Annotated in this window: 24 protein-coding genes; 17 read left to right on the top strand and 7 right to left on the bottom strand. The window is 67.4% G+C overall.

What is annotated here, in order from left to right; genetic code table 11:
- Positions 1–26 precede the first annotated feature (26 nt).
- Both KNW02_RS07980 and folD read left to right on the top strand, forming a co-directional pair.
- Positions 27–344 (top strand): chorismate mutase, encoded by a 318-nt coding sequence (locus tag KNW02_RS07980; protein WP_252733546.1) that lies wholly within the window; start codon positions 27–29, stop codon positions 342–344.
- Positions 325–1200 carry a bifunctional methylenetetrahydrofolate dehydrogenase/methenyltetrahydrofolate cyclohydrolase FolD gene (folD, locus tag KNW02_RS07975; RefSeq protein ID WP_216032736.1) on the top strand — a complete coding sequence of 292 codons (876 nt, stop codon included), beginning with the start codon at positions 325–327 and terminating at the stop codon, positions 1198–1200. The genes KNW02_RS07980 and folD overlap by 20 nt, the downstream gene beginning before the upstream one ends.
- 48 nt (positions 1201–1248) lie before the next feature.
- Here folD and ruvB read toward each other — a convergent pair whose 3' ends face one another.
- From ruvB to ruvC, 4 genes are read right to left on the bottom strand one after another with little or no spacing between them, the layout of a single operon-like run.
- Complete coding sequence (ruvB, locus tag KNW02_RS07970; RefSeq protein WP_216032735.1) at positions 1249–2280, bottom strand: Holliday junction branch migration DNA helicase RuvB; 1032 nt, start codon at positions 2278–2280, stop codon at positions 1249–1251.
- On the bottom strand, positions 2277–3113 hold the full coding sequence (locus KNW02_RS07965; RefSeq protein ID WP_216032734.1) for a M48 family metalloprotease: 837 nt from the start codon (positions 3111–3113) through the stop codon (positions 2277–2279). The genes ruvB and KNW02_RS07965 overlap by 4 nt, the downstream gene beginning before the upstream one ends.
- A 4-nt stretch (positions 3114–3117) precedes the next feature.
- The gene (ruvA, locus tag KNW02_RS07960) at positions 3118–3819 is read right to left on the bottom strand and encodes a Holliday junction branch migration protein RuvA (protein ID WP_216032733.1); all 702 of its coding nucleotides are present in this window, start codon (positions 3817–3819) and stop codon (positions 3118–3120) included.
- The gene (ruvC, locus tag KNW02_RS07955) at positions 3816–4322 is read right to left on the bottom strand and encodes a crossover junction endodeoxyribonuclease RuvC (RefSeq protein WP_216032732.1); all 507 of its coding nucleotides are present in this window, start codon (positions 4320–4322) and stop codon (positions 3816–3818) included. The genes ruvA and ruvC overlap by 4 nt, the downstream gene beginning before the upstream one ends.
- Positions 4323–4474: 152 nt before the next feature.
- On the opposite strand from ruvC, the gene KNW02_RS07950 reads away from it, so the two are divergent.
- The 6 genes from KNW02_RS07950 to KNW02_RS07925 are packed head-to-tail and all read left to right on the top strand — an operon-like array spanning position 4475 to position 10488.
- Positions 4475–7318, top strand: coding sequence for a monovalent cation/H+ antiporter subunit A (locus tag KNW02_RS07950; RefSeq protein WP_216032731.1), 2844 nt, complete (start codon positions 4475–4477; stop codon positions 7316–7318).
- Positions 7318–7716 (top strand): Na+/H+ antiporter subunit C, encoded by a 399-nt coding sequence (locus tag KNW02_RS07945; protein ID WP_216032730.1) that lies wholly within the window; start codon positions 7318–7320, stop codon positions 7714–7716. The genes KNW02_RS07950 and KNW02_RS07945 overlap by 1 nt, the downstream gene beginning before the upstream one ends.
- Positions 7713–9311, top strand: a complete 1599-nt coding sequence (locus tag KNW02_RS07940) for a monovalent cation/H+ antiporter subunit D (protein ID WP_216032729.1) — start codon at positions 7713–7715, stop codon at positions 9309–9311. Before KNW02_RS07945 ends, KNW02_RS07940 begins: the two co-directional genes overlap by 4 nt.
- Complete coding sequence (locus KNW02_RS07935; protein ID WP_216032728.1) at positions 9308–9799, top strand: Na+/H+ antiporter subunit E; 492 nt, start codon at positions 9308–9310, stop codon at positions 9797–9799. Before KNW02_RS07940 ends, KNW02_RS07935 begins: the two co-directional genes overlap by 4 nt.
- A complete protein-coding gene (locus tag KNW02_RS07930; protein WP_216032727.1) occupies positions 9796–10065 on the top strand; it encodes a K+/H+ antiporter subunit F in 270 nt (89 codons plus the stop codon). The genes KNW02_RS07935 and KNW02_RS07930 overlap by 4 nt, the downstream gene beginning before the upstream one ends.
- A 12-nt stretch (positions 10066–10077) precedes the next feature.
- Positions 10078–10488 carry a Na+/H+ antiporter subunit G gene (locus KNW02_RS07925; RefSeq protein ID WP_216032726.1) on the top strand — a complete coding sequence of 137 codons (411 nt, stop codon included), beginning with the start codon at positions 10078–10080 and terminating at the stop codon, positions 10486–10488.
- Positions 10489–10539: 51 nt separating this feature from the next.
- Here the strand turns inward: KNW02_RS07925 and dnaE are convergent, their stop codons facing one another.
- Entirely contained in the window at positions 10540–14010 is a 3471-nt protein-coding gene (dnaE, locus tag KNW02_RS07920) for a DNA polymerase III subunit alpha (RefSeq protein WP_216032725.1), read from the bottom strand.
- 78 nt (positions 14011–14088) lie between these two features.
- Entirely contained in the window at positions 14089–15693 is a 1605-nt protein-coding gene (locus tag KNW02_RS07915) for a GMC family oxidoreductase (protein WP_216032724.1), read from the bottom strand.
- Between the two features lie 143 nt (positions 15694–15836).
- On the opposite strand from KNW02_RS07915, the gene KNW02_RS07910 reads away from it, so the two are divergent.
- From KNW02_RS07910 to KNW02_RS07885, 6 genes are all read left to right on the top strand, one after another.
- Positions 15837–16001 (top strand): hypothetical protein, encoded by a 165-nt coding sequence (locus KNW02_RS07910; RefSeq protein ID WP_216032723.1) that lies wholly within the window; start codon positions 15837–15839, stop codon positions 15999–16001.
- Complete coding sequence (locus KNW02_RS07905) at positions 16001–17182, top strand: vWA domain-containing protein (protein WP_216032722.1); 1182 nt, start codon at positions 16001–16003, stop codon at positions 17180–17182. The genes KNW02_RS07910 and KNW02_RS07905 overlap by 1 nt, the downstream gene beginning before the upstream one ends.
- Positions 17179–17778 carry a DedA family protein gene (locus KNW02_RS07900; RefSeq protein WP_216032721.1) on the top strand — a complete coding sequence of 200 codons (600 nt, stop codon included), beginning with the start codon at positions 17179–17181 and terminating at the stop codon, positions 17776–17778. Before KNW02_RS07905 ends, KNW02_RS07900 begins: the two co-directional genes overlap by 4 nt.
- 61 nt (positions 17779–17839) lie before the next feature.
- Positions 17840–18529: a M48 family metallopeptidase gene (locus KNW02_RS07895; RefSeq protein ID WP_216032720.1), complete on the top strand. Its 690-nt coding sequence runs from the start codon at positions 17840–17842 to the stop codon at positions 18527–18529.
- Positions 18530–18585: 56 nt separating this feature from the next.
- Entirely contained in the window at positions 18586–19773 is a 1188-nt protein-coding gene (locus tag KNW02_RS07890) for a hypothetical protein (protein WP_216032719.1), read from the top strand.
- Positions 19770–21119 carry a cytochrome P450 gene (locus KNW02_RS07885; protein ID WP_216032718.1) on the top strand — a complete coding sequence of 450 codons (1350 nt, stop codon included), beginning with the start codon at positions 19770–19772 and terminating at the stop codon, positions 21117–21119. The genes KNW02_RS07890 and KNW02_RS07885 overlap by 4 nt, the downstream gene beginning before the upstream one ends.
- A 67-nt stretch (positions 21120–21186) precedes the next feature.
- On the opposite strand, the gene KNW02_RS07880 is transcribed toward KNW02_RS07885, so the two are convergent.
- A complete protein-coding gene (locus tag KNW02_RS07880; protein ID WP_216032717.1) occupies positions 21187–21648 on the bottom strand; it encodes an Lrp/AsnC family transcriptional regulator in 462 nt (153 codons plus the stop codon).
- A gap of 123 nt (positions 21649–21771) precedes the next feature.
- Between KNW02_RS07880 and KNW02_RS07875 the strand changes: the two genes are divergently transcribed.
- The 3 genes from KNW02_RS07875 to KNW02_RS07865 are packed head-to-tail and all read left to right on the top strand — an operon-like array spanning position 21772 to position 25077.
- A complete protein-coding gene (locus tag KNW02_RS07875) occupies positions 21772–22830 on the top strand; it encodes a Leu/Phe/Val dehydrogenase (RefSeq protein WP_216032716.1) in 1059 nt (352 codons plus the stop codon).
- Positions 22830–24062 carry a 3-methyl-2-oxobutanoate dehydrogenase (2-methylpropanoyl-transferring) subunit alpha gene (locus tag KNW02_RS07870; protein ID WP_216032715.1) on the top strand — a complete coding sequence of 411 codons (1233 nt, stop codon included), beginning with the start codon at positions 22830–22832 and terminating at the stop codon, positions 24060–24062. Before KNW02_RS07875 ends, KNW02_RS07870 begins: the two co-directional genes overlap by 1 nt.
- 1 nt (position 24063) lies before the next feature.
- Entirely contained in the window at positions 24064–25077 is a 1014-nt protein-coding gene (locus tag KNW02_RS07865; protein WP_216032714.1) for an alpha-ketoacid dehydrogenase subunit beta, read from the top strand.
- Position 25078 lies beyond the last annotated feature (1 nt).

The following is a 25078-nucleotide window of genomic DNA, read 5'->3' as shown; positions in this document are numbered from 1 at the left end:
CGCCGGCCTCGGTGCATGCCCTGCCCATGACCGAGATAGACGATATTCCCGACATGACGGCCCTGCGCGCCGAGATCGACGCGCTGGACCGGCAGCTGATCGCGCTTCTGGCCCGCCGGCACGCGCTGATCGACCGCGCCGGCCGGATCAAGGCGGCCGAAAACCTGCCCGCCCGCATCGGCTGGCGGGTCGAGCAGGTGGTCGCAAATGCGCGCCACAACGCCGCTGCCGCAGGGCTGGAACCCGATCTGATCGAGACAATCTGGCGCCAGCTGGTCGAGGCCGCGATCGCGCAGGAAGACCGTCAACTGAAGGGAAGACAAGATGACCGCCACGCTGATTGACGGCAAGGCCTTTGCGGCCGGCCTGCGCGCCCGGATCGCAACCGAGGTCGCGGCGCTGAAGGCCCGCGGCATCACGCCGGGCCTGGCGGTGGTTCTGGTGGGCGCGGATCCGGCCAGCCAGGTCTATGTGCGCTCGAAGGGCAAGCAGACCCTCGAGGTCGGCATGAATTCCTTCGAGCATCGCCTGCCCGCCGAAACGCCCGAGGCCGAACTTCTGGCGCTGATCGAAAGGCTGAACGCCGACCCCGCGGTGAACGGCATCCTGGTACAGCTGCCCCTGCCCGGCCATATGAACGAGGCGGCGGTGATCAACGCCATCGCCCCCGAGAAGGATGTGGACGGCTTTCATATCCTCAATGTCGGGCGGCTGGCGACCGGGCAGAAGGCGATGGTGCCCTGCACGCCTCTGGGGTGCCTGATGCTGTTGCGCGACCGGCTGGGCAGCCTGTCGGGCAAGCGCGCGGTGGTGATCGGGCGCAGCAATATCGTCGGCAAGCCGATGGCGCAGCTTCTGCTGCGCGACAGCGCCACCGTCACCATCGCCCATTCGCGCACCGCGGATCTGCCCGCGCTCTGCCGCGAGGCCGATATTCTCGTCGCCGCCGTCGGCCGCCCGCTTTTCGTCGGAGGCGACTGGATCAGGCCCGGCGCCACGGTCGTCGATGTCGGCATCAACCGCACCGATGACGGGCTGGTGGGCGATGTCGATTTCGAAGCCGCGCGCAAGGTCGCCGGCGCCATCACCCCGGTCCCGGGCGGCGTCGGCCCGATGACCATCGCCTGCCTGCTGGCCAATACCCTGACCGCCACCGCGCGCGCCAACGGCCTGCCCGATCCCGACGGCCTTACCCCATAAGGCGACCGCCAAGAGATCAAGCCCGCCCCAATCGGCCTCCGGTCCCGCCTAATCCTCGAACAGTCTGGTCTGTCCCTGAGGAACCGGCGCCGCCAATCCCAGATGCCGCCACGCCCGGGCGGCAAGCTGGCGGCCCCGGGGCGTGCGCGCGATCAGGCCCTGCTGCAGCAGATAGGGCTCGATCACCTCCTCGATGGCATCGCGGCTTTCCGACAGGGCCGCCGACAGCGTCTCGACCCCGACCGGGCCGCCACCGTAATGCTCGGCCATCAGCGTCAGATAGCGGCGATCGGCGCCGTCCAGCCCCAGATCGTCGACGCCCAGCCGGGTCAGGGCCGTATCGGCGATCTGCCGGGTCAGGCGGCCATCGCCCTCGACCAGCGCGAAATCGATCACCCGGCGCAGCAGCCGGCCGGCGATGCGCGGCGTGCCGCGGGCACGGCGCGCGATCTCGCGCGTGCCGTCGGGATCGGCCTCGATCCCCATCATCCGCGCCCCGCGCTGGACGATCAGGTCAAGCTCGGCGATCTCGTAGAACTGCAGCCGGGTCGGAATGCCGAAGCGGTCACGCAGCGGCGTCGTCAGCAGGCCCAGCCGTGTCGTCGCCCCGACCAGCGTGAAGGGCTGCAACTCGATCCGGACGGTGCGGGCGGCGGGGCCTTCGCCGATCACCAGATCCAGTTCGAAATCCTCCATCGCCGGGTAAAGCACCTCTTCCACCGCCGGGTTCATGCGGTGGATCTCGTCGATGAACAGCACGTCGCGGGCTTCCAGATTGGTCAGGATCGCGGCCAGATCGCCGGCCCGCGCCAGAACCGGACCGCTGGTCATGCGGAAGTTCACCCCCAGTTCGCGCGCCATGATCTGCGCCAGCGTGGTCTTGCCAAGGCCGGGCGGGCCGAAAAACAGCGTGTGATCCATGGCCTTGCCACGCATCTTCGCACTTTCGATGAAGACCCGCAGATTGGCGCGCGCCTCGGCCTGACCCACGAAATCGCTGAGCGCCTGCGGGCGCAGGGCACGGTCCTCGGTCTCGTCCTCAAGCCGTTCGGGGCGAAGGGTCGGGTCGGGCTGGGTCATGGCTTGGCCATCCGCTGCAATCGCGCGATCCGTTCCTCGGTCGGCGGGTGGGTGGCGAACAGGTTGTCCATGCGCAACCCGTGCAGCGGGTTGATGATGAACAGCGCCGCCGAGGCCGGGTTACGCTCGGCCGGGATGTTCAGGCTGCGCCCCGCCAGCTGCGCGATCCGGTTCAGGGCCGAAGCCAGCGCCAGCGGCTGGCCGCAGATCCCGGCCCCCCCGCGATCCGCCTCGTATTCCCGGCTGCGCGAGATCGCCATCTGCACCATCATGGCGGCGACGGGGGCAAAGATCATCGCCAGGATCGCGCCAAGGCCGCCGCCGCGATCCTCGCGACCGCCGGAAAACAGCAGCATGTTGCCCATCATCGCAATGGCCCCGGCCATGGTCGCGGTGACGGTCATGGTCAGCGTGTCGCGATGGCGGATATGGGCCAGTTCGTGGGCGATGACGCCGGCAAGCTCATCGCGGTTCAGGCCGCGCAGCAGCCCCTGCGTGACGGCCACGGCCGAGTTCGAGGGGTTGCGGCCGGTGGCGAAGGCGTTGGGCTGTTCGGTCGGCAGCAGATAGACCCGCGGCATCGGCAGGTCCGCGCGTCGGGCAAGTCCGGCCACCAGCGCATGCAGCTCGGCCCCCTGCTGCGGGGTCAGTTCCACCGCGCCCTGCTGGCGCAACACCATCCTGTCGCTGTTCCACCAGGCGAAGACATTGCCGGCACCGGCAAGGATCAGTGCGAGGACGGCCCCGCCCCGGCCACCCAGCATCCAGCCCAGCCCCATGAGCAGCGCGGTCATGGCGGCCATCAGGATGAAGGTGCGCATGTGTCCGGCCATGCGCCTACCCCTTCGGCGCCAGCGACTTCAGTGCCGCGCGGATCAGCGCCGCGGTATCGGCCCCGGGTTCCCGCGCCTGCGCCTCGGCGACCGCCGTTACCGCCTCGGATTGGGCGTAACCGAGATTGCCAAGCGCCGACAGGGCATCGGCCGCCGCCCTTGCCGTCTGCGCCACGTCGGCGATGGGGCGCGCCCCGGGGCCGGCCGTCGAGGCCGGCGCCGGGGCGGCGGACGGGCCGGGCTCGATGCCCGGCCCGTCCGCACCGCCCGCATCGACCGTCAGATCGCCGCCAAGCGCCATGATCGCCGGCGCCTTGTCCTTCAGTTCCAGCACCACGCGCTGCGCCAGCTTCGGCCCCACGCCCTGCGCCTTGCGGACCGAGGACCAGTCGCCAAGCGCAATCGCCCGGCCCAGCCCCTCGGCCCCCAGGGTGCCCAGAATGGCCAGCGAGACCTTCGAGCCGACCCCCTGCACCGAGGTCAGCAGCCGGTGCCATTCCTTCTCCAGCAGCGTCGGAAAGCCGAACAGCTGCAGCAGATCCTCGCGCACCAGAAGATCGGTATAGAGCGCCACCGCCTGCCCCGCCGGGGGCAGGCCGGCCGCCGTGCGTTCGCTGACATGGACGATATAGCCGACGCCGCGCACATCGATCAGCACATGGTCGCGCGCCCGGTGCAGGATCACCCCGGCAATGCGGCCGATCATGCCACACCCCGCGCGGGCCGGATCGCGCGGCCCTGCAGGTGATGGGCATGGCAGATGGCGATGGCCAGCGCATCGGCGGCATCCGGCCCTTCGAACTGCACGCCGGGCAGCTGCACCCGCACCATGTGCTGGATCTGTTCCTTGCCGGCATGGCCGACGCCGACCACGGTCTTCTTGACCGCGTTCGGGGCGTATTCGCCGACCTCGATCCCGGCCTCGGCCGGGGCCAGCACCGCGATCCCGCGCGCCTGACCCAGCTTCAGCGTTCCGACCGCATCGCGATTGACGAAGGTCTGCTCGACCGCCGCCGCGTCCGGGGCATGTTCCGCGATCACCGCGCAGAGCCCGCGAAACAGCACCGACAGCCGCGCCCCCAGTGCCGCATCGCCGCCCCCTCCGCTGCGGATCACCCCGTTCGCCACATGGCGCAGCCGCGGCCCGTCCATGTCGATGATGCCCCAGCCCATGTTCCTCAACCCGGGATCGATCCCCAGAACCCGCATGCCTGCCCCTTTCCGGTTTTTCCCTGAACTAGCACGAAAGGCGAACATCGCCTAGAGGGAACGGTTTGTCCGGGGCATTTGCTTGACTTCAAGCGCCCGATTGGAAACACAAGGTCAATTACAACAATAATCCGCCACAGGAACGAGGACCCATGTCGCCAGCCCTCATCGCCCTGCTGCCTTTCATCGGGGCGCTGCTTCCCGGCCTTCTGATCCGCTCGGGGCGCACGGTGGCGGCCGCGGCCTGCGGGACGACGACGCTGGTCGCATTGCTGGGCTTGCTGCTGCATATCCCCGCGATCCTGCGCGGCGAGGTGATCACGGCGCGGATCGCCTGGCTGCCACAGATCCAGCTGAACGCCAATTTCCGCATCGACGGGTTGTCGCTGCTGTTCGGGATCCTGATTCTGGGCATTGGCCTGCTGATCATCCTCTATGCGCGCTTCTACCTGTCGCGGAAGGATTCGGTCGGCAAGTTCTATACCTACCTGATGCTGTTCCAGGGCGCGATGGTCGGCATCGTGCTGAGCGACAACATCCTGTTGCTGCTGGTGTTCTGGGAACTCACCTCGCTGTCGTCCTTCCTGCTGATCGGCTATTGGCGGCACCTGCCCGAGGGGCGCCAGGGCGCGCGCATGTCGCTGGCGGTGACCGGCCTCGGCGGGCTGGCGATGATCGCCGGCCTGCTGATCCTGGGGCAGATCGCCGGCAGCTATGACATCAGCGATATCCTGACGGCCCGGGAGGCGGTTCAGTCCAGCCCCTGGTACACGCCGGCCCTGATCCTGATCCTGATCGGTGCCTTCACCAAGTCGGCGCAATTCCCGTTCCATTTCTGGTTGCCGCATGCGATGGCCGCGCCGACCCCGGTTTCCGCCTATCTGCACAGCGCCACCATGGTGAAGGCCGGGCTGTTCCTGATGGCGCGGCTGTGGCCGGTTCTGTCGGGAACCGAGCAGTGGTTCTGGATCGTCGCCACGACCGGGCTGGTCACCATGCTGCTGGGGGCGTTGATCGCCACCTTCAAGGACGATCTCAAGGCGCTGCTGGCCTTTTCCACGGTCAGCCATCTGGGCCTGATCACCATGCTGCTGGGCTTCGGCACCGAAGAGGCCGCCATCGCCGCCGTGTTCCACATCATCAACCATGCCACCTTCAAGGCCGCGCTGTTCATGACCGCCGGGATCATCGACCACGAGACCGGGACACGCTCGATCGCGCGGCTCGGGGGCCTGCGTCGGCTGATGCCGGTGACATTCGTCATCGGCACCGTCGCGGCGCTGTCCATGGCCGGGATCGCGCCCCTGAACGGCTTCCTGTCGAAGGAGATGATGCTCTACGAGGTCAGCCATCTGGAGGTGGCGAAACAGGGCTTCATGCTGTTCGCCACGCTCGCCGCGCTGTTCTCGGTCTGCTATTCGCTGCGCTTCTTCGTCCAGGTCTTCCTTGGCCCGGAACGGCACGACTACCCGCATCACCCGCATGACCCGAATTTCGGCATGTGGGCCGGGCCGGCCTTCCTGGTGGTGCTGGTGGTGCTGATCGGGCTGTTCCCCAATACCATGGCGGGCTGGCTGATCGATGCCTCGGCCGGCGCCGTGACCGGCGCAGAGGTCGAGACGCATATTTCGTTGTGGCACGGGGTGAATGCGGCGCTGATCATGTCGCTGATCGCGATTGCCGGCGGCGCGACGCTGCTGTCGATGCACAAGCCGCTGCTGGCCGCATGGGAGGCCGCGCCGCGGCCCGAGGCCAAGACCATCTATGACTGGGTGGTGCTGCGCTGCGTTCTGGTCGGGCGGGCACTGACCGACGCCATGACCAACGGCTCGATGCCGCGCGCCCTGTCGGCCTTCACCCTGGCGACGCTGTTTGCCGGAAGCTTCGCCTGGTATACCGGCTCGGCCGGTCCGGTGACGCGGCCCATGCTGCCGGTCACGCCGGTGCCGCTGATCGGCTGGATCATGGCCATGGTCGCAACCGCCTGCATGGTCTTCTTCCATCGCATCCGCGTGCTGGCGCTGGTGCTGGTCGGCATCGTCGGGCTGATCGTCTCGGTCTTCTTCGCCTATTTCTCGGCCCCCGATCTGGCGCTGACGCAGATCTCGGTCGAGGTGGTGACGGTGATTCTGCTGCTGCTGGCGCTGAACTTCCTGCCGAAGCGGACGCTGACCGAGACGCCCGCGATCCATCGCGGCTTCGACGCATTCATCGCCACCCTGGCCGGCCTCGGCTTCGGCGGGCTGACCTATGCGATGCTGCGCCGCGACTTCGCCTTCCCCACGATCTCCAGCTACATGCTGGACAACAGCTACAAGCTGGGCGGCGGCGACAATGTGGTGAACGTCATCCTGGTGGACTTCCGCGGCTATGATACATTCGGCGAGATCACCGTGCTGGGCATTGCCGCGCTGGCGATCTTTGCCCTGACCCAGACACTGCTGCAGGGCCGTTCGGCCAAGCGACTGATCAACTGGACCCATGACCAGCGGCGCGCGGGCGACCGCCACCCGCTGATGCTGGTCATCGCCACCCGGGTGCTGCTGCCGATCTCGCTGGTCGTGGGCCTGTTCATCTTCCTGCGCGGCCATAACGACCCCGGCGGCGGCTTCATCGCCGGCCTCGTCGTCGCCATCGCCCTGCTGATGCAATACATGGCCTCGGGCTATGGCTGGGCGCAGGAGCGTCAGGCCCTTCCCTATCACGCGCTGATCGGCGCGGGCGTGGTCGCGGCGGGCGTCACCGGCCTCGGGGCCTGGTTCAACGGCCGGCCATTCCTGACCTCGGCCTACGGCTATTTCAAGCTGCCCTTCATCGAGGAATTCGAACTGGCCACGGCCATGGGCTTCGATCTCGGCGTGTTCCTCTGCGTGGTCGGCGCGGTGATGCTGGCGCTGAACTCGCTCAGCCGGATCGCCCGCAAGGCCGGCGAGGTCGTGAACAAGACGCCGATGGACATCGACCTCAGCGACGAACATCCGGAGGGGGCAAGCTGATGGAGTTCCTTGTCGCTTCTGCCGTTGGCGCGATCACTGCGGCCGGCATCTATCTGATCCTGCGCCTGCGGACCTTCGCGGTGGTGCTGGGCATGACCATGCTGACCTATGCGATCAACGCCTTCCTCTTCGCGACCGGCCGGCTGGTGGTGAACAAACCCCCGATCCTGCTGGGCCACAGCAACATCAACCCCGCCGATTATACCGATCCGCTGCCGCAGGCGCTGGTGCTGACGGCCATCGTCATTTCCTTCGGCATGACCGCCGTGGTGGTGATGATGGCGCTTGGCGCCTTCATCGAGGGCGGCGACGACCATATCAACATGCCCGACGACGATCGCATCATGCCGACGCTGAAGACACTCGACGACCAGAAGCCCGAGGACGAGACCGCATGACCCACTGGCTGATCGCTCCGGTCCTTGTTCCCGCGCTTCTGGGCTCGCTGATGGTGCTGTGGATGCGCCACGACCTGCTGCAGCAGCGGGTCTTCGGCCTTATCGGCAGCCTGCTGACCCTGGCGGTGGCGCTTGTCCTGACCGGCATGGCGGCGGGCGGCGAGGTTCATGTCTATCGCCTTGGGAACTGGCCCGCGCCCTTCGGCATCGTGCTGATGCTGGACCGGCTGTCGGCCCTGATGCTGCTGCTGACGGCGATCCTCGCCGTGGTGGTGCAGCTTTACGGCGTCGGCTCGGGCTGGGACCGCAAGGGCTGGCATTTCCATTCGCTGTGGCAGTTTCAGCTGATGGGGCTGAACGGCGCCTTCCTGACCGGCGACGCCTTCAACCTGTTCGTGTTCTTCGAGGTGCTGCTGATCGCCAGCTACGGGCTGATGATCCATGGCGGCGGCCCGATGCGTCTGCGTGCGGGCGTGCAGTACATCTCGTTCAACCTCGCCGGCTCGACCCTGTTCCTGGCCGCACTGGGCACGCTCTATACCGTCACCGGCACGCTGAACATGGCCGACATGGCCGAGCGCGTGGCGATGATGCCCGTTGAGGACACGGCACTTCTGCGCACCGGTGCCGTGCTGTTGCTGCTGGTCTTCGCGATCAAGGCGGCGCTGGTGCCGCTGCATTTCTGGCTGCCCTCGACCTATGCCAACGCGCCGGGTCCGGTGGCGGCGCTGTTCGCGATCATGACCAAGGTCGGCGTCTATGCGATCATCCGTTTCTTCACGCTGATCTTCCCGCAGGATTCGGTGACCGAGAACATCGCCACCGACCTGATCCTGCCCGCCGCGCTGATCACGCTGACATTGGGGCAGATCGGGGTTCTGGGCACCCGCAGCCTGACGCGGCTGGCGGCCTATGCGGTCGTCGCCTCGGTCGGGATGCTGATGATCTCGGTGGCGCGTTTCGATGCGCAGGGGCTGACGGCGGGGCTTTATTACCTGATCCATTCGACGCTGGTCGGGGCGGCGCTGTTTCTGGTGGTGGATCTGGTCGCGGCCCGGCGCGGCGGCGATTTCTGGCTGCGGCTGCGGCCCGCGATCGCGAATACCGGGCTGATCTCGGCCCTGTTCTTCCTGACCGCCATCGCCGTGGTCGGCCTGCCGCCGCTGTCGGGTTTTCTGGGCAAGCTGATGATCCTGAACGCGACCATGGACGATCCCTGGATGGCAGGGATCTGGTCCACGATCCTGATCACCTCGCTGGTCGCGCTTGTCGCCTTTTCCCGCGCCGGCTCGATCCTGTTCTGGAAGGCGCATGAGATGGATCCCGAGCCCGGCAACGACACCGACGAGGGCGAGGCGCCGAAGCGCGGCCCGATCCCGACCAAGCTGGAAACCGACGAGCCGATCCAGGATGTCGCCGATTCCGCCGCCCCCTGGCTTGCCTTCCTGTCGACCGGAACGCTGCTGGCGGGCAGTGTCGCCCTGACGCTGTTCGCAGGCCCGCTGACGCGCTATCTTCAAGGCACCGCCGATCAGCTGACCAGCCCGCAGATCTACTATGAATCCGTGCTGCGCCAGCAGGAGGGTTCGCGATGATCCGCCGCCTGTTTCCCCATCCCTATCTGTCGGCGCTGCTGGTGGTGATCTGGATGCTGCTGGTGAACCGCTTTACCTGGGGCTCGCTGGTGTTCGCCGTCATCCTCGGCACGGTTATTCCGCTGCTGACCGAACCCTACTGGCCCGATCGCGCGCGGCTGCGCCATCCGGGCAAGATCGTGTTCTATGTGCTGCTGGTCCTGCATGACATCATCAAGGCCAATGTCCAGGTCGCGCTGATCGTCCTGTTCAAGCCGAACCGCAAGCTGCAGCCCGCCTGGATCACCATCCCGCTGGACCTGCATACCCCCGAGGCGATCACCGTGCTGGCCGGCACGATCACCCTGACCCCGGGCACGGTCAGCGCCGATCTGTCGCAGAACGGCCATGCGCTGCTGGTCCATTGCCTGCACGCCCCCGAACCCGAGGCGGTGATCGACGAGATCAAGACCCGCTACGAGGCCCGGCTGAAGGAGATCTTCGAATGATCGAATATGCGCTCTGGTTCGCCTTCACCTGTTTCGGGATCGGCCAGCTGTTCTGCCTCTTCCGCTTGGTCTTCGCGCCCGGCGTCGGCGACCGGGTGCTGGCGCTGGACACGATGGCCATCAACATGATCGCGCTGATCGCGTTGTTCGGCATCCTGCATGACACGACGATGTATTTCGAGATCATGATGCTGTTCGCCATGGTCGGCTTCGTCTCGACCGTGGCCTATGCCAAGTTCCTGCTGCGCGGCGACGTGATCGAATAGAAAGGACCGGGAATGGAACAGATCGGCGAAATCCTGATCTCGGCGCTGCTGGTGCTGGGCGGCCTGTTCGGGCTGGTCGGCTCATACGGGCTGGTCAAGCTGCCCGACCAGATGACCCGCCTGCATGCACCGACCAAGGCCGCCACGCTGGGCGTCGGCGGCGTCCTGATCGCCTCGCTCATGTGGTTCGCCTTCTTCGGCGAGGCGCCCAGCTGGCACGAATTGCTGATCACCCTGTTCCTGTTCCTGACCGCCCCGATCACCGGGATGATGATCTCGAAGGCCAACATGCACCTGACCTGGGAGCCTGATGAGCTGCCGCATTGCGGCCCGGACATGCAGTGGGCGACCTATGGCGATTCTGCCGAACGCAGCCTGATGGATGGCGAGACCAGCCAAGACCAGCGCGACCACCGGGAATAGCCCGGTCCCGCCGTTCTTCCAAGCTTCCCCGGGCAAGGCACGCGGCCGCGCCTATTCCTCAATGACCTCCAGCACACCCGGCACCGCGCGCAGCGCCTGCCGCGCGGGCGTGGTCAGCGGCATGTCGTTGGCAACCTCGATCTCGATCATCTCGTCGCCCTCGCGGAGGCGCAGCAGCACCGGCCCGCGCGAGCGCGGCGACGCCGCGATATCGGTCCGGATGCGGCCCAGGACCTCGGCCAGCCGCGGGATGGTGTCGGCCCCCTGGATCTGGACCGCCAGAGAGCCGGCACCGGCATCGGCCACCGCTTCCTCCAGCCGCGCGACCGAATTCGCCAGCATCTTCACCTGATCGCCCGAGGGTTCGACCTTCACCTGCAAGACCACGTTCTCGCCCGGCTCCAGCCGGTCGCGGGCCGCGTTCAGCAGGTCGGAAAACACCGTGACCTCGTAAAGCCCGGTCGGGTCGGACAGGCTGACAAAGGCATATTGCGTGCCCTTGGCCGATTTGCGCTCCTGCCGCGCGGCCACGGTGCCGGCGATGCTGGCCACAAGGGGACCGCCCGTCGCATCCGCGCTGATCTCGGCCAGCGTCTGCACCTTCTTGCGCCGCAGGGCGGGCAGGTAGTCATCCAGCGGATGCCCCGACAGGTAGAAGCCCACGGCCTTGTGTTCCTCGCCCAGCTTCTCGGTCGGCAGCCAGACCTGCGCCAGGGCGGCGCGGGGCGGCGGCAGATCCTCGCCGCCGCCGAACAGGCTGGTCTGCGAGGACGCGGCCTGTTCCTGCACCGCCGCCGACCATGCGACCAGCCCGTCCAGCGATTTCATCACCCGCGCGCGGTTGTCGTCCAGCGCGTCGAAGGCCCCGGCCCGGGCCAGCATCTCCAGCGGCCGCTTGCCCACCCGCTTCATGTCCACGCGGCGGGCGAAATCATGCATGCCGGCGAAGGGCCGATCGCCGCGCGCCTCCTCGATCAGCCGCATGGCGTCGACCCCGACCCCCTTCAACGCACCCAGGGCATAGTGGATGCGCCCGTCCCTCACGGTGAATTTCGGGGCCGAGCGGTTGACGCAGGGCGCGACGATCTCGATCCCCATCCGGTCGCATTCGCGTTTATAGACGGCCAGCTTGTCGGTCAGGTGGATATCGCAGTTCATCACCGCGGCCATGAACTCGACCGGGTGATTGGCCTTCAGCCAGGCGGTCTGATAGCTGACCACGGCATAGGCCGCCGCATGCGACTTGTTGAAGCCGTAATTGGCGAATTTCTCCAGCAGGTCGAAGACCTCGCCGGCCTTCTTCTCGGGGACGCCGTTCCCGACGCTGCCGGTGATGAATTTCGGCCGCTCCTTGGCCATCTCGGCGGCGATCTTCTTCCCCATGGCGCGGCGCAGCAGGTCGGCGCCGCCAAGGCTGTATCCCGCCATGACCTGCGCGATCTGCATCACCTGTTCCTGATAGACGATGATGCCCTGGGTTTCGGCCAGGATATGGTCGATGCTGGGATGGATCGATTCCAGATCGCGCAGCCCGTTCTTAACCTCGCAATAGGTCGGGATGTTCTCCATCGGGCCGGGACGATAGAGCGCGACCAGCGCCACGATATCCTCGATGCAGGTCGGCTTCATGCGCCGCAGCGCATCCATCATGCCCGAGCTTTCGACCTGGAACACCGCCACGGTGCGGGCACTGGCGAACAGGTCGTAACTCGCCTTGTCGTCCAGCGGGATGGCGTTGATCTGATTCTCGGCCCCCTCGGGCGGATCATAGAGCCGCCGCCCGTCCGCCGCGACATGCAGGGGCCGGCCGCCGCCATTGATCAGATCGACCGCGTTCTGGATCACCGTCAGGGTCTTCAGGCCCAGAAAGTCGAACTTCACCAGCCCCGCCTGCTCGACCCATTTCATGTTGAACTGGGTGGCCGGCATCTCGGATCCCGGATCGCGGTACAGCGGCACCAGCCTGTCCAGCGGCCGGTCCCCGATCACCACACCGGCGGCATGGGTCGAGGCATTGCGATAGAGGCCCTCGATCTTCTCGGCATAGTCCAGCAGGCGCGCCACCACCTCTTCGCGGGCGGCCTCGCGCAGGCGGGGTTCCTCGGCGCGGGCCTTGGTCACGCTGACCGGCTTTACCCCCTCGACCGGGATCATCTTCGACAGCCGGTCCACCTGCCCGAAGGGCATCTGCAGTACGCGGCCGACATCGCGGACGGCGGCCTTCGACAGCAGCGCGCCGAAAGTGATGATCTGGCCGACCTTGTCCTCGCCGTATTTCTCCTGAACGTAGCGGATCACCTCTTCGCGGCGGTCCATGCAGAAATCGATGTCGAAATCCGGCATCGAGACCCGTTCCGGGTTCAGGAAGCGCTCGAACAGCAGGGAATAGCGCAGCGGGTCGAGGTCGGTGATGGTCAGCGCATAGGCGACAAGACTGCCCGCGCCCGAGCCCCGCCCCGGCCCGACCGGGATATCGTGATCCTTGGCCCATTTGATGAAATCGGCAACGATCAGGAAATAGCCGGGAAAGCCCATCTGCTCGATGATGCCCAGCTCGAAATCCAGCCGCTGGTGATACTCCTCGACCGGCACCGAATGGGGGATGACCTTCAGCCGCGCCTCCAGCCCCTCGCGGGCCTGACGGCGCAGTTCCTCGACCTCGTTCTCGGCGAATTTCGGCAGGATCGGCTTGTGCCTGGTCACCGCGAAGGCGCAGCGGCGGGCGATTTCCACCGTATTCTCCAGCGCCTCGGGCAGGTCGGCGAACAGCACCGCCATTTCCTCGGCCGACTTGAAGTAATGCTGCGGGGTCAGGCGGCGGCGCGGCTGCGACTGGTCCACATAGGCTTTCTCGCTGATGCAGATCAGCGCGTCATGCGCCTCGTACATCTCGGGCCTGGGGAAATGGACATCATTGGTGGCAACCAGCGGCAGGCCCCTGGCATAGGCCAGTTCGATCAGCCCGGCCTCGGAGGCCGCCTCGGCCTCCATCAGCCCGCCATTCTCGCCCGGATGGCGCTGCAATTCGACATAGAGCCGGGTCGGGAAGGCCGCGGCCAGCCGCCCGGCGAGGGCCGCCGCCTTGTCGGCCTGCCCCTGCGCGATCAGTTGGCCCAATGGCCCGCCCGGCCCGCCGGTGAGACAGATCAGCCCGTCGGAGCGGTCGCAGAGTTCGTCCAGCGTCACATGCGGCAGGCTGCCGTCGCGGCGCAGATAGAGACAGGAATTCAGCGCCATCAGGTTCAGCCAGCCGGCCTGATCCTGCGCCAGCAGCACGACCGGGCCGGTCACCTCGGCGGCAAGCGTCACCTGACAGCCGACGATCGGCTGCACCCCCTTGTCGAGCGCCTTCACACTGAATTCCAGCGCCGCGAACATGGCGTTCGTATCGGTCAGCGCGACCGCCGGCATCCCGGCCTCGGCGGCCAGTGCGGGCAGCTTGCCGACGGGCACGGCCCCTTCCAGCAGCGAATGTTCGGAATGGGTGCGGAGGTGAATGAAACGGGGGGATTTCGGGCTCATGGCGGCACATTATCCCGGCCAGCCCGGACAGCGCAATCGGCGAAGCCGCAGCCGGACAGGCGAAACGGCTGGCCCGCCTTACCGGGCCGCGGCGAGGATCATCCCGGCCGCCTTCTCGGCGATCATCGTGACCGGGGCATGGGTGTTACCCGAGACGATCGAGGGCATGATCCCGGCATCCGCGATCCGCAGCCGTTCGATCCCGATGACCCGCAGTTCCGGGTCGACCACCGCCATCGGATCGGTGCCCATCTTCGTGGTGCCGACCGGGTGGAAGATCGTCGTGCCGACATCGCCCGCCGCCTGCGCCAGATCCGCGTCGCTTTGCAGATGTGCGCCGGGCTTCATCTCCTGCGGCGCGAATGCGGCCATCCGCCGCGTCTCCATCAGCCGCCGCGCATGACGCAGGCTGTCGATGGCCACCTGCCGGTCGCTGGGCGTTGACAGGTAGTTCAGCGCGATCGCGGGCGCGGCCTTCGGGTCGGGCGCGGTGACATGGCTGTGGCCGCGGCTTTCGGGCCGCAGATTGCAGACCGAGACCGTCAGCCCGGGAAAATCATGCAGCGGCTCGCCGAATTTCTCCAGCGACAGCGGCTGGACGTGATATTCGATATTCGCCGTCTCATAGGCCTCCGAGGATTTGGCGAAGATGCCCAGCTGGCTGGGTGCCATCGCCATCGGCCCCGAGCGGCGCAGCGCATATTCCAGCCCGATCCCGGCCTTGCCCCACAGCGTGCGCGCCCGGTCGTTCAGCGTCTTCGCGCCGCTGATGCGGAACACCGTGCGCAGTTGCAGGTGATCCTGCAGGTTCTCGCCCACGCCCGGCGCGTCCAGCAGCGTGTCGATACCCAACGCCGCCAGCCGGGCGCCCTGCCCGATGCCGCTCAGTTCCAGCAGCGCCGGGGAATTGATCGCGCCGGCCGCCAGCACCACCTCGCCGCGCGCCCGGGCCTGCATCCGGCGGCCGTTCTGGATGAAGACCGCACCGGTCGCGCGGCGGCCCTCAAGGCTCAGCCGCTCGACCTGGGCATGGGTTTCGATGCGCAGGTTCGGGCGGCCGCGGGCCGGGTTCAGGAAGGCCTTGCGCGCGTTCCAGCGGATGCCGCCGCGCTGGTTGACCGGGAAATAGCCGACGCCCTCGTTGTCGCCGCTGTTGAAATCCTCGCAGACCGGCAGGCCCATTTCCTGCGCGGCCTCGGCCACCGCATCGAGGATCGGCCAGCGCAGCCGCTGCTGCTCGACCCGCAATTCGCCCTCGGTCCCATGCGCGTCATTGGCCGGTCCGTAGTGACGTTCCGAACGGCGGAACAGCGGCAGCACGTCGTCCCAGCCCCAGCCGGGATTGCCGGCCTGCCGCCAGCGGTCGTAATCTGCCGCCTGCCCGCGCATGTAGATCATGCCGTTGATCGACGAGCAGCCGCCCAGCACACGCCCGCGCGGATAGTTCAGCCGCCGCCCGTTCAGCCCGGGATCGGCCTCGGTCTGATAGCACCAGTCCACCGCCGGGTTGCCCATCGCGAAGAGATAGCCCACCGGGACGTGAAGCCAGAACCGGTTGTCGCTGCCGCCGGCTTCCAGCAGCAGCACCCGATGGCGCGGATCGGCCGACAGCCGGTTGGCCAGCACGCAGCCGGCCGAGCCCGCACCGATCACGATGAAGTCATACTCGCCGATATCCTGCATGGCCGCCCCTCCCCGGATGAGGGGCAAAGCTAGTCTGCTTGCACCGATGCGACAAGACGGGCCGCCTTCGGCCCGGCGTCCCGCGGTTGCGCCCAAGGCTGCGGCGGTCTATCTGCGAGGGGTATCCACCGACCGAGGCAGCCATGATCGTGATCGCAACCATCGTCCTGGGCGCCCTTGTGGGCTGGCGCCGGGCCGCGCAACTGGGCGGCAACGGCCGCGACCGGGCGCAATACGCGGCAGGCTATGCCCTGGCCTTCGCGGTCCTCGGACTGTTCGTCACGATCGTCATCGACCGGATGGCCTGATGTTCATCCCCTTCCTCGACGCATTGCGCCGGCAGGGGGTTCCGGTCTCGCTGAGGGAATGGCTGGACCTGATGACCGGGATGCAGGCCGGCATCGCCGGCTGGACGGTGGATGGCTTCTATCACTTCGCCCGGCTCGCGCTGGTCAAGGACGAGCGGCATCTGGACCGCTTTGACCGCGCCTTCGCCGAAAGCTTCGCGGGGCTGGAACAGATCCCGGTCGAGGCCTTGGTGACCGAACAGGCGATCCCGAAGGAATGGCTGGAGAAGCTGGCCGAGAAATTGCTGACCGACGAGGAAAAGGCCGCGATCGAGGGCAGCGGCAGCTTTGAGGAACTGATGAAGAAGCTGCGCGAGCGTCTGGCCGAGCAGCAGGGCCGGCATCAGGGCGGCAACAAGTGGATCGGCACGGCCGGCACCTCGCCCTTCGGGGCCTATGGCTACAACCCCGAGGGCGTGCGGATCGGACAGCATGAAAGCCGCCACCGCCGCGCCGTGAAGGTCTGGGACAAGCGCGAGTTCCGCGATTTCGACGACTCGGTCGAACTGGGCACCCGCAACATCAAGGTCGCGCTGAAACGCCTGCGGCAATGGGCGCGTCACGGTGCCGCCGAGGAACTGGACCTGCCCGCGACCATCCGCGCCACCGCCGATCACGGTTATATCGACGTGCAGACCCGGCCCGAGCGTCACAACGCCGTCAAGGTGCTGCTGTTTCTGGATGTCGGCGGCTCGATGGACGACCATACGCGGCTGGTCGACGAACTGTTCAGCGCCGCCCGCGCCGAGTTCAAGCATATGGAGCATTTCTACTTCCATAACTGCCTCTACGAGGGGGTCTGGAAGGACAATCACCGCCGCTGGACCGAGCAGACTCCGACCTGGGACATCCTGCACCGCTTCGGGCGCGACTATAAATGCCTCTTTGTCGGCGATGCCTCGATGTCGCCCTATGAGATCGCGGTGCCGGGCGGGGCGAACGAACACTGGAACGAGGAGGCGGGCGAGTTGTGGCTGCGCCGCGCCTGCGAGACCTGGCCCGATCATGTCTGGCTGAACCCGGTGCCGGAACGGCACTGGCAATATACCCAGTCGATCCGTATGATCGGCCAGATCTTCGAAAGCCGGATGATGCCGCTGACACTGGAGGGGCTGACGCAGGCGATGCGGGTGCTGGGGTGAAACAGGAACTGCTGGCGCTGCTGCCGCAATGGGGGCCCTGGCTGATCGGGGTTTCGGCCTTCCTCTCATGCCTGATGCTGCCATTTCCGACCTCGTTTCTGCTGCTGACTGCGGGGGCGCTGTCCGGAACCGGCCATCTCTATCTGCCCGAACTGGTCGTCGCGGCCTTCGTCGGCGCGACGCTGGGCGATCTGGCGGCCTTCCTGCTGGCCCGGCGGATCGGGCCATGGCTGGACAGCCCCGGCAGCCGCAGCGCCGCGGTCCTGGCCAAGGCACATGACTTCATCGCGCGGCGCGGGGCGATGGCCGTCTTCCTGTCGCGCTGGCTGCTGACGCCGCTTGGTCCGGCGACCAACTACGTCTCGGGCATGGCCGGGCTTCCCCTGCCCCGGTTTCTGGCCGCCTCGGCTGCCGGCGAATTCCTGTGGGCAGCGCTGCACCTGACGCTGGGCCACCTCTTCGGTCGCCAGTTCCGAGATGCGGAAGGCGCTGCGGTGAAGGCACTGGCGGTCGGGGCCGTCCTTGCCCTGCTGGTCTGGCTGGGTCGCCATGCCTGGCGACGCTTTGGGTCAGGGCGGGACTCCGACCCCGTCTGAAGGCACCGGGTTCCGCCAGCCGTCTCTGGCGCAGGCCCGTCTGCGACCCTATCTGAGAATCATGCTGAAGCTGACGCCTCTTCTGTTGCTGCTCGTCTGGATGGCCGTCATGTGGTTCTTTTCCGCATGGCGCCTGAAGCAGGACCTGCGCGAGAAATCGACGCCGCTGAACCATCCCCGCCTGACGCCGGTGCTGAAGCGTCTGGGCGAGGCGATGGATCTGCCGCCGATCCGCGCGCATATCTACGAGGTCGAGCCGATCAACGGCCTTGCCGCCCCCGATGGCCGCATCTTCCTGACCCGCGGCTTCATCCGCAAGCTGGATGCCTGCGAGGTCACGCCCGAAGAACTGGCCAGTGTCATCGCGCATGAGCTGGGCCATGTCTCGCATGGCCATGCCCGCCGGCGGATGATCGATTTCGCCGGCCAGAACGCGATCCGGCTGGCGCTGACCGGGGTGCTCGGCCGCTTTCTGCCCGGAATCGGCGCCTGGATCGCCAATCTGGTCGCCAGCGCCGTCGCGGCGCGGCTGTCGCGGCAGGACGAGTTCGAGGCCGACCGCTTTGCCAGCGCGCTGATGATCCGCGCCGGTCTGGGAACCGGCCCGCAGAAATCCCTGTTTCGCAAGCTGGACAGCCTTGCCGGCGGCCGGGTGGCGGCGGGCGCGCCGGCCTGGCTGCTGTCGCACCCGCCGACCGCGCAACGCATCGCCGCCATCGAAGCCCAGGAGGCGCGCTGGTCGCAGGGCTGACGGCTTGCCGCCCGCCCGATTTCTCCTATTCTGGCGCGCAACGACAAGGCTTTTCGATGACGCGCCCGTTCCGCCGCCGCATTCTCTATATCCCCGGCTTCGACCCGATCCCGCCCCGCCGCTATCGCGAGATGTTTCGCCGTGAATCGGCCCGGCAGGCCGGGATTTCCGGTTACCGGATCGCGCCGAGCCCGCGCCAGCGCGGCACCGGCTTCGGCTGGTGCAGCATCGGACATTTCTCCGACGGCGAGGCCGAGGCAAGGTTCGAGGTGCTGATCTGGGACGATCTGGTGCAGGCATCGATGCGTCACGGCATTCCCGCCACCTATGCCCAGCTGGTCACGACAGCATGGATCTATATCGGCACGGGCACGCTGTTCCGGCTTATGCGCTTGCGGCGCGGGCCTGTGCTTGCCGCCCTCTACCCCGTCGCCATGCTGCTGCTGCAGGGCCTTCTGGCGCTCGCGCTCGGCGCGGTGGCGGGCTGGGCGGGGGCGCGGCTTGGCGGCTGGTGGCTGGGCCTGCCTTTGGCCGCGCTGGTCGCCTGTGCCCTGCTGATCTGGTTTCGTCGTCTCGACGGCAGGCTTTATGCCCATTACCTGATGCACGACTATGCCTTCACCGCCCGCGATCGCGGCGCCTATCCCGAGGCGCTGGAGGCCCGGCTTGCCCGATTCTCGGACCAGCTGGCCGGGGCGCTGAACGAGGAGGTGGACGAGGTGCTGGTGGTCGGCCATTCCTCGGGCGCCTATCTGGCGGTGTCGCTGCTGGCCGATGTGATCCGTTCCGGCCGGGTTCCCCCGCAGGGACCGGCGCTGGCCCTGATGACGCTTGGGCAGGTCGTGCCGATGGCCTCGTTCCTGCCGAGGGCGGACCGGCTGCGCGCCGATCTGGCCTTCCTGTCCGAGCAGCCCGGCATCTTCTGGCTGGATGTCTCGGCACCGGGTGACGCCTGCTGCTTTGGCCTCTGCGATCCGGTCGCGGTCAGCGGTGTGGCGGGGCCGGGGCAACGCTGGCCGCTGGTCGTCTCGGCCGCCTTCACCCGGACGCTGTCGCCGCAGATGCAGCGCAGCCTGCGCCACCGCTGGTTCCGGCTGCATTTCCAGTACCTGCACGCCTTCGACCGGCCCGGCGATTACGACTATTTCGCCATCACCGCCGGCCCCCGGCCGCTGGCGTCGCGCTTTGCCGCCCGCAGCCATTCGCCCGGCCGCATCACCCGCCCTGTGGGCAGGCGCCCATGATCCCGCCCAAGCCCGACAGCGCCGAGGGGCGCGGCTCGGTCCTGCGGCTGGCCCGCGCCTTTCGCCGCGACCTGCTGTCGGCCCTGCCCGCCCGATTGTACCGCGCCTGGATGGCCGAGTTCCGCAGCCCGCTGATCCACAGCTTCGTCTGCAACGACCCGGCGCTGGTCCGGCTGATCCTGCAGGAGCGGCCCGGCGACTTCCCGAAATCGAACCGGCTGCGCGAGGGACTGGCTCCCTTGCTGGGCAATTCGGTTTTCGTCACCAATGGCGAGGAATGGGCGCATCAGCGCCGCATCATCGACCCCGCCTTCGAGGGCGGCCGGCTGCGCGAGGTCTTTCCCGCCATCTGGTCGGCGACCGAAGCCGCGGTCGCGCGCCTGCGCCCCGGCGAGATCGACATCGAACCCGAGGCCAGCCACGCCGCCGCCGACGTGATCTTCCGGGCGCTGTTCTCGCTGCCGATCGAGCATGAGATCGCGGCCCGTGTCTTTCGCGCCTTCCGCGCCCATCAGGACGCCCAGCCCATCGTGAACCTTGCAGCGCTTGTGCCGCTGCCGCGCTGGCTGCCGCGCCTGCATTCGCGGCGCACGCGGCAGACCGCGGCCGAGATCCGCGGGCTGATCGAGGATCTGGTGAGCCAGCGGCTGGCAGCGATCGCGGCGGGCACCGCCCCCGACGATCTGGCAACCAAGATCATGACCACGCCGGACCCGGAAACCGGACGCTGCTTTGACGGCGCGGAAATGGTCGATCAGGTGGCGATCTTCTTTCTGGCCGGGCACGAGACCAGCGCCTCGGCGCTGGCCTGGGCGCTGTGGCTGCTGGCGACCCATCCCGACTGGCAGGATCGCGTGGCGGCCGAGGGCGCGGCGATGGCCCCCGATTTCTGCGCGGTCGCGGGCCTCAGGGCCAGCCGGGCGGTGTTTCGCGAGGCGCTGCGACTTTATCCGCCGGTGCCGATGATGGTGCGCGAGGCGACCCGGCCCGAAAACTTCCGCGACCGCGAGGTGCCGCCCGGCGCGCAACTGGTGCTGTCTCCCTGGCATCTGCACCGGCACGAAAGGCTGTGGGACCGCCCCGACGAATTCGACCCGGCCCGCTGGGAGACAGCCGAGGGCAAGGCCAGCGCGCGCCTGGCCTATATCCCCTTCTCTGCCGGGCAGCGCGTCTGCCCCGGCGCGGGATTTGCGATGGTCGAAGGCGTGCTGATGCTGGCGCGGATCGCCGCCGCCTTCCGGCTGTCACCGGGCGTGGTCCCTCCGATACCGACGGCGCGGCTGACGGTACGCGGCCGCAGCGGCATCCCGATCCGGCTGGAGAGGCGGAGGCCGGACGCCCCGTAAGATCGCCCGCCCCTGCCTTTTCAACGATGATGCGGGGAACGGACGGGATTTGCGGTGCCCCCCGGCATCAGGGGATCCTGGCCCGGTCGATGAACTTGCGCAGGGCAAAGCGCGATCTGACGGCGCGGATCCCCTCGACCTTCAGCAGGCGGGTCTGCAGGAAACGCTCGTATTCCTCGAGGCTTTCGACCGCCACTTCCAGCAGGAAATCCTGGCTGCCGGTCATCAGCGTGCCAGTCACCACCTCGTCGAAACCGGCGACCGCCTGCTGAAACCGGCTCAACTCGGCAACCTGCTGCCGTTCCAGTTCGACCGAGACGAAAACGGTGATGCCGAAGCCGCTGGCCACCGGGTCGATCCGGGCCTGATAGCCGGCGATCACACCGCTGTCCTCCAGCCGCGCCAGACGGCGCTTGCAGGGTGTCGCCGACAGGCCGACCTGCTCGGCCAGATCGGTCAGGCTGATGCGCCCGTCTTTCTGCACTGCAGCTAATATCCTGCGATCCGCGTGATCGATAGCGATTTTCATCTGATTATCCTTGCGTCATGGTGAATATCACCAAAATCTCTGCCGAAGCCAAGATCTGACCGACTGTTTTCACTCTCAGACAGGGTATAGACTGGGCAAAACCCGCCATCTGGATTGGACACCATGCCCCTGAACCTGACCGATGAAACCCCGCCCCAAGGTTTTGAGCGCCTCGTCCGCATCGAGGATCCCGAAAGCGGGCTGCGGGCGCTGATCTGCATCCATTCGACCGTGCTTGGCCCCGCCGCCGGCGGCTGCCGGATGTGGGACTATGCCGGCTGGGACGAGGCGCGCCGCGACGTGCAGCGGCTGGCCGAGGGCATGACCTACAAGAACGCGATGGCCGATCTGGGCCTCGGCGGCGGCAAGTCGGTCATTCTGGGCGATGCCCGGCGCGACAAGACGCCCCAGATGTTCCGCGCCTTCGGGCGCGCGGTGAACGCGCTGGAGGGCGCCTATTACACCGCCGAGGATGTCGGCATCTCGCCCGAGGACATGGCGCAGGTGGCGACCGAGACCGCCTATGCGGTCGGGCTTGAAGGCGGACAGTATGGCAGCGGCGACCCCTCGCCCTTCACCGCCGAGGGCGTGTTCCAGTGCCTGCGCGTCGGGGTAATGCATGTGTTCGGCAGCGATGATCTGACCGGCCGTCAGGTTCTTATTCAGGGGCTTGGCCATGTCGGCATGTCGCTGGCCGAAAAGCTGCACGCGGCCGGGGCCAGCCTGATCGTGACCGATATCGACAAGGCCGCGCTGGCGCGGGCCGAGCGCGACCTTGGCGCCCGCGTGATCGCGCCCGATCAGGTCTTCGCGACGCAGATGGATATCTTCGCGCCCTGCGCGCTCGGGGCGATCCTCGATGAGACCACGGTGCCGCAACTGACCGCGAAACTGGTCTGCGGCGCCGCCAACAACCAGCTTGCCCAGCCCGGCATCGCCGAGGAACTGCGCGCGCGCGGCATCCGTTACCTTCCCGACTATGTCGTGAACGCGGGCGGCATCATCAGCGTCGCGGGCGAGATCCACAAGGCCGGCCCCGGCTATCGGCGCGACCGGCTGTCGGGCATCGCCGCCCGGGTCGATTCGATGCTGGCCCGCGCCGACAAGGAAGGCCGGACCACGACCGCGATCGCCAGCGATATGGTAAAAGAGATTCTGGCTTCCGCCGAAAGGAGCGTCTGATGACCGACACCCCGCCGCTGTCGCTGAACGTGCCCGAGCCGGGATGCCGGCCCGGCGACACGCCCGATTTCTCGGATTTCGTGATCCCGCGCGCAGGTGCGGTGGATCGCCCGCCGGTCGATGTCGATCCCGACGACATCCGCGACATGGCCTTCTCGATCATCCGGGTGCTGAACAAGGAGGCCGAGGCGGTCGGGCCATGGGCCGAGGGTCTGTCGCAGGACGACCTGCTGCAGGGACTGCGGCACATGATGCTGCTGCGGGCCTTCGACGCGCGGATGCTGACCGCGCAGCGGCAGGGCAAGACCAGCTTCTACATGCAGCATCTGGGCGAGGAGGCGGTCAGCTGCGCCTTCGCCATGGCGCTGGAGGACGGGGACATGAACTTCCCCACCTATCGCCAAGCCGGGCTGCTGATCGCGCGCGACTATCCGATGCAGACGATGATGAACCAGATCTATTCCAACGCGAAGGATCCGCTGCATGGTCGGCAATTGCCGATCATGTATTCCTCGAAGGAACACGGCTTCTTCAGCATCTCGGGCAATCTGGGCACGCAATTCGTCCAGGCGGTGGGCTGGGCGATGGCCTCGGCCATCTCGGGCGATACGCGCATCGCGACGGGCTGGATCGGCGACGGCTCGACCGCCGAGTCGGATTTCCACAGCGCCATGGTCTTTGCCTCGACCTATAATGCGCCGGTGATCCTGAACATCGTCAACAACCAGTGGGCGATCTCGACCTTCCAGGGGATCGCGCGCGGCGGTGTCGGCACCTTCGCGGCCCGCGGGCACGGCTTCGGCATCGCCTCGGTCCGGGTCGATGGCAATGATTATCTGGCGGTCCACGCCGTCGCCAAATGGGCGGCCGAGCGGGCGCGGCTGGGCCATGGCCCGACGCTGATCGAGCATGTGACCTATCGCGCCGGCGGCCATTCGACCAGCGACGACCCCTCGGCCTATCGTGCGGCTGACGAGGTCGCGGCTTGGCCGCTGGGCGATCCGATCGACCGGCTCAAGCGGCACCTGATCCGCATCGGCGCCTGGTCCGAGGATCGCCATGTGCAGGCCGAGGCCCAGATCCGGGACGAGGTGGTGGCCGCGCAGAAGGCGGCCGAGGCGCATGGCACGCTGGGCCAGGGCACCGCGCCCTCGGCCCGCGACATGTTCGAGGGTGTGTTCGAAACCATGCCGCCGCATCTGGTGCGGCAGCGTCAGGAAGCGGGGTTCTGAGATGGCGCAGATGACCATGATCGAGGCCCTGCGCGACGCCCATGAGGTCGCCATGGCCGCCGACGACCGCGTTGTCGTCTATGGCGAGGATGTCGGCTATTTCGGCGGCGTCTTCCGCGTCACCGCCGGGCTGCAGAAGAAATACGGCAAGTCGCGCTGCTTCGATGCGCCGATCAACGAGGCCGGCATTGTCGGCACCGCCATCGGCATGGCCGCCTATGGGCTGCGTCCGGTGATCGAGATCCAGTTCGCCGACTACGTCTATCCCGGCATGGACCAGATCGTGTCCGAGGCGGCACGGCTGCGCCACCGCTCGGCCGGGGATTTCACCTGCCCGATCGTGATCCGCATGCCGACCGGCGGCGGCATCTTCGGCGGCCAGACCCACAGCCAGTCGCCCGAGGCGTTCTTTACCCATTCCTCGGGGCTGAAGACCGTGGTGCCGTCCAATCCGCGCGATGCCAAGGGCCTGTTGCTGGCCGCCATCGCCGATCCCGACCCGGTGATCTTTCTGGAACCCAAGCGCCTGTATAATGGCCCCTTCGACGGCCATCACGACCGGCCCGTGACAAGCTGGAAGAAGCACCCTCTGGGCGAGGTGCCCGAGGGTAACGAGATCGTGCCGCTGGGCAAGGCCGCGATCCGGCGCGAGGGCAAGGACGTGACCGTTCTGGCCTATGGCACCATGGTCTATGTGGCCGAGGCCGCCGCCGCCGAGACCGGCATCGATGCCGAGGTGATCGACCTGCGCACCCTGCTGCCCATCGACCTCGACACGATCACCGCCTCGGTGCAGAAGACCGGCCGCTGCGTGATCGTGCATGAGGCGACGAAGACCTCGGGCTTCGGGGCGGAACTGTCGGCGCTGGTGCAGGAGAACTGCTTCTATCACCTCGAAGCCCCGATCATCCGCGTCACCGGCTGGGACACGCCCTATCCGCATGCGCAGGAATGGGACTATTTCCCCGGTCCGGTCCGGGTCGGCGCCGCGCTGAAAACCGTGATGGAGAGCTGAG

It is taken from the genome of Paracoccus marinaquae (assembly GCF_018860165.1).
GTDB classification, from domain to species: Bacteria; Pseudomonadota; Alphaproteobacteria; order Rhodobacterales; family Rhodobacteraceae; genus Paracoccus; species Paracoccus marinaquae.
Note: the sequence above shows the minus strand (reverse complement) of the source record. Positions and strands in the feature narration are given on the sequence as shown.

Bases quoted from the DNA above. Each gene is read 5' to 3' on its own strand.
- KNW02_RS07980 (WP_252733546.1), top strand. From the start codon at position 27: ATGACCGAGATAGACGATATTCCCGACATGACGGCCCTGCGCGCCGAG.
- folD (WP_216032736.1), top strand. From the start codon at position 325: ATGACCGCCACGCTGATTGACGGCAAGGCCTTTGCGGCCGGCCTGCGC.
- ruvB (WP_216032735.1), bottom strand. From the start codon at position 2,280: ATGACCCAGCCCGACCCGACCCTTCGCCCCGAACGGCTTGAGGACGAG.
- KNW02_RS07965 (WP_216032734.1), bottom strand. From the start codon at position 3,113: ATGGCCGGACACATGCGCACCTTCATCCTGATGGCCGCCATGACCGCG.
- ruvA (WP_216032733.1), bottom strand. From the start codon at position 3,819: ATGATCGGCCGCATTGCCGGGGTGATCCTGCACCGGGCGCGCGACCAT.
- ruvC (WP_216032732.1), bottom strand. From the start codon at position 4,322: ATGCGGGTTCTGGGGATCGATCCCGGGTTGAGGAACATGGGCTGGGGC.
- KNW02_RS07950 (WP_216032731.1), top strand. From the start codon at position 4,475: ATGTCGCCAGCCCTCATCGCCCTGCTGCCTTTCATCGGGGCGCTGCTT.
- KNW02_RS07945 (WP_216032730.1), top strand. From the start codon at position 7,318: ATGGAGTTCCTTGTCGCTTCTGCCGTTGGCGCGATCACTGCGGCCGGC.
- KNW02_RS07940 (WP_216032729.1), top strand. From the start codon at position 7,713: ATGACCCACTGGCTGATCGCTCCGGTCCTTGTTCCCGCGCTTCTGGGC.
- KNW02_RS07935 (WP_216032728.1), top strand. From the start codon at position 9,308: ATGATCCGCCGCCTGTTTCCCCATCCCTATCTGTCGGCGCTGCTGGTG.
- KNW02_RS07930 (WP_216032727.1), top strand. From the start codon at position 9,796: ATGATCGAATATGCGCTCTGGTTCGCCTTCACCTGTTTCGGGATCGGC.
- KNW02_RS07925 (WP_216032726.1), top strand. From the start codon at position 10,078: ATGGAACAGATCGGCGAAATCCTGATCTCGGCGCTGCTGGTGCTGGGC.
- dnaE (WP_216032725.1), bottom strand. From the start codon at position 14,010: ATGAGCCCGAAATCCCCCCGTTTCATTCACCTCCGCACCCATTCCGAA.
- KNW02_RS07915 (WP_216032724.1), bottom strand. From the start codon at position 15,693: ATGCAGGATATCGGCGAGTATGACTTCATCGTGATCGGTGCGGGCTCG.
- KNW02_RS07910 (WP_216032723.1), top strand. From the start codon at position 15,837: ATGATCGTGATCGCAACCATCGTCCTGGGCGCCCTTGTGGGCTGGCGC.
- KNW02_RS07905 (WP_216032722.1), top strand. From the start codon at position 16,001: ATGTTCATCCCCTTCCTCGACGCATTGCGCCGGCAGGGGGTTCCGGTC.
- KNW02_RS07895 (WP_216032720.1), top strand. From the start codon at position 17,840: ATGCTGAAGCTGACGCCTCTTCTGTTGCTGCTCGTCTGGATGGCCGTC.
- KNW02_RS07890 (WP_216032719.1), top strand. From the start codon at position 18,586: ATGACGCGCCCGTTCCGCCGCCGCATTCTCTATATCCCCGGCTTCGAC.
- KNW02_RS07885 (WP_216032718.1), top strand. From the start codon at position 19,770: ATGATCCCGCCCAAGCCCGACAGCGCCGAGGGGCGCGGCTCGGTCCTG.
- KNW02_RS07880 (WP_216032717.1), bottom strand. From the start codon at position 21,648: ATGAAAATCGCTATCGATCACGCGGATCGCAGGATATTAGCTGCAGTG.
- KNW02_RS07875 (WP_216032716.1), top strand. From the start codon at position 21,772: ATGCCCCTGAACCTGACCGATGAAACCCCGCCCCAAGGTTTTGAGCGC.
- KNW02_RS07870 (WP_216032715.1), top strand. From the start codon at position 22,830: ATGACCGACACCCCGCCGCTGTCGCTGAACGTGCCCGAGCCGGGATGC.
- KNW02_RS07865 (WP_216032714.1), top strand. From the start codon at position 24,064: ATGGCGCAGATGACCATGATCGAGGCCCTGCGCGACGCCCATGAGGTC.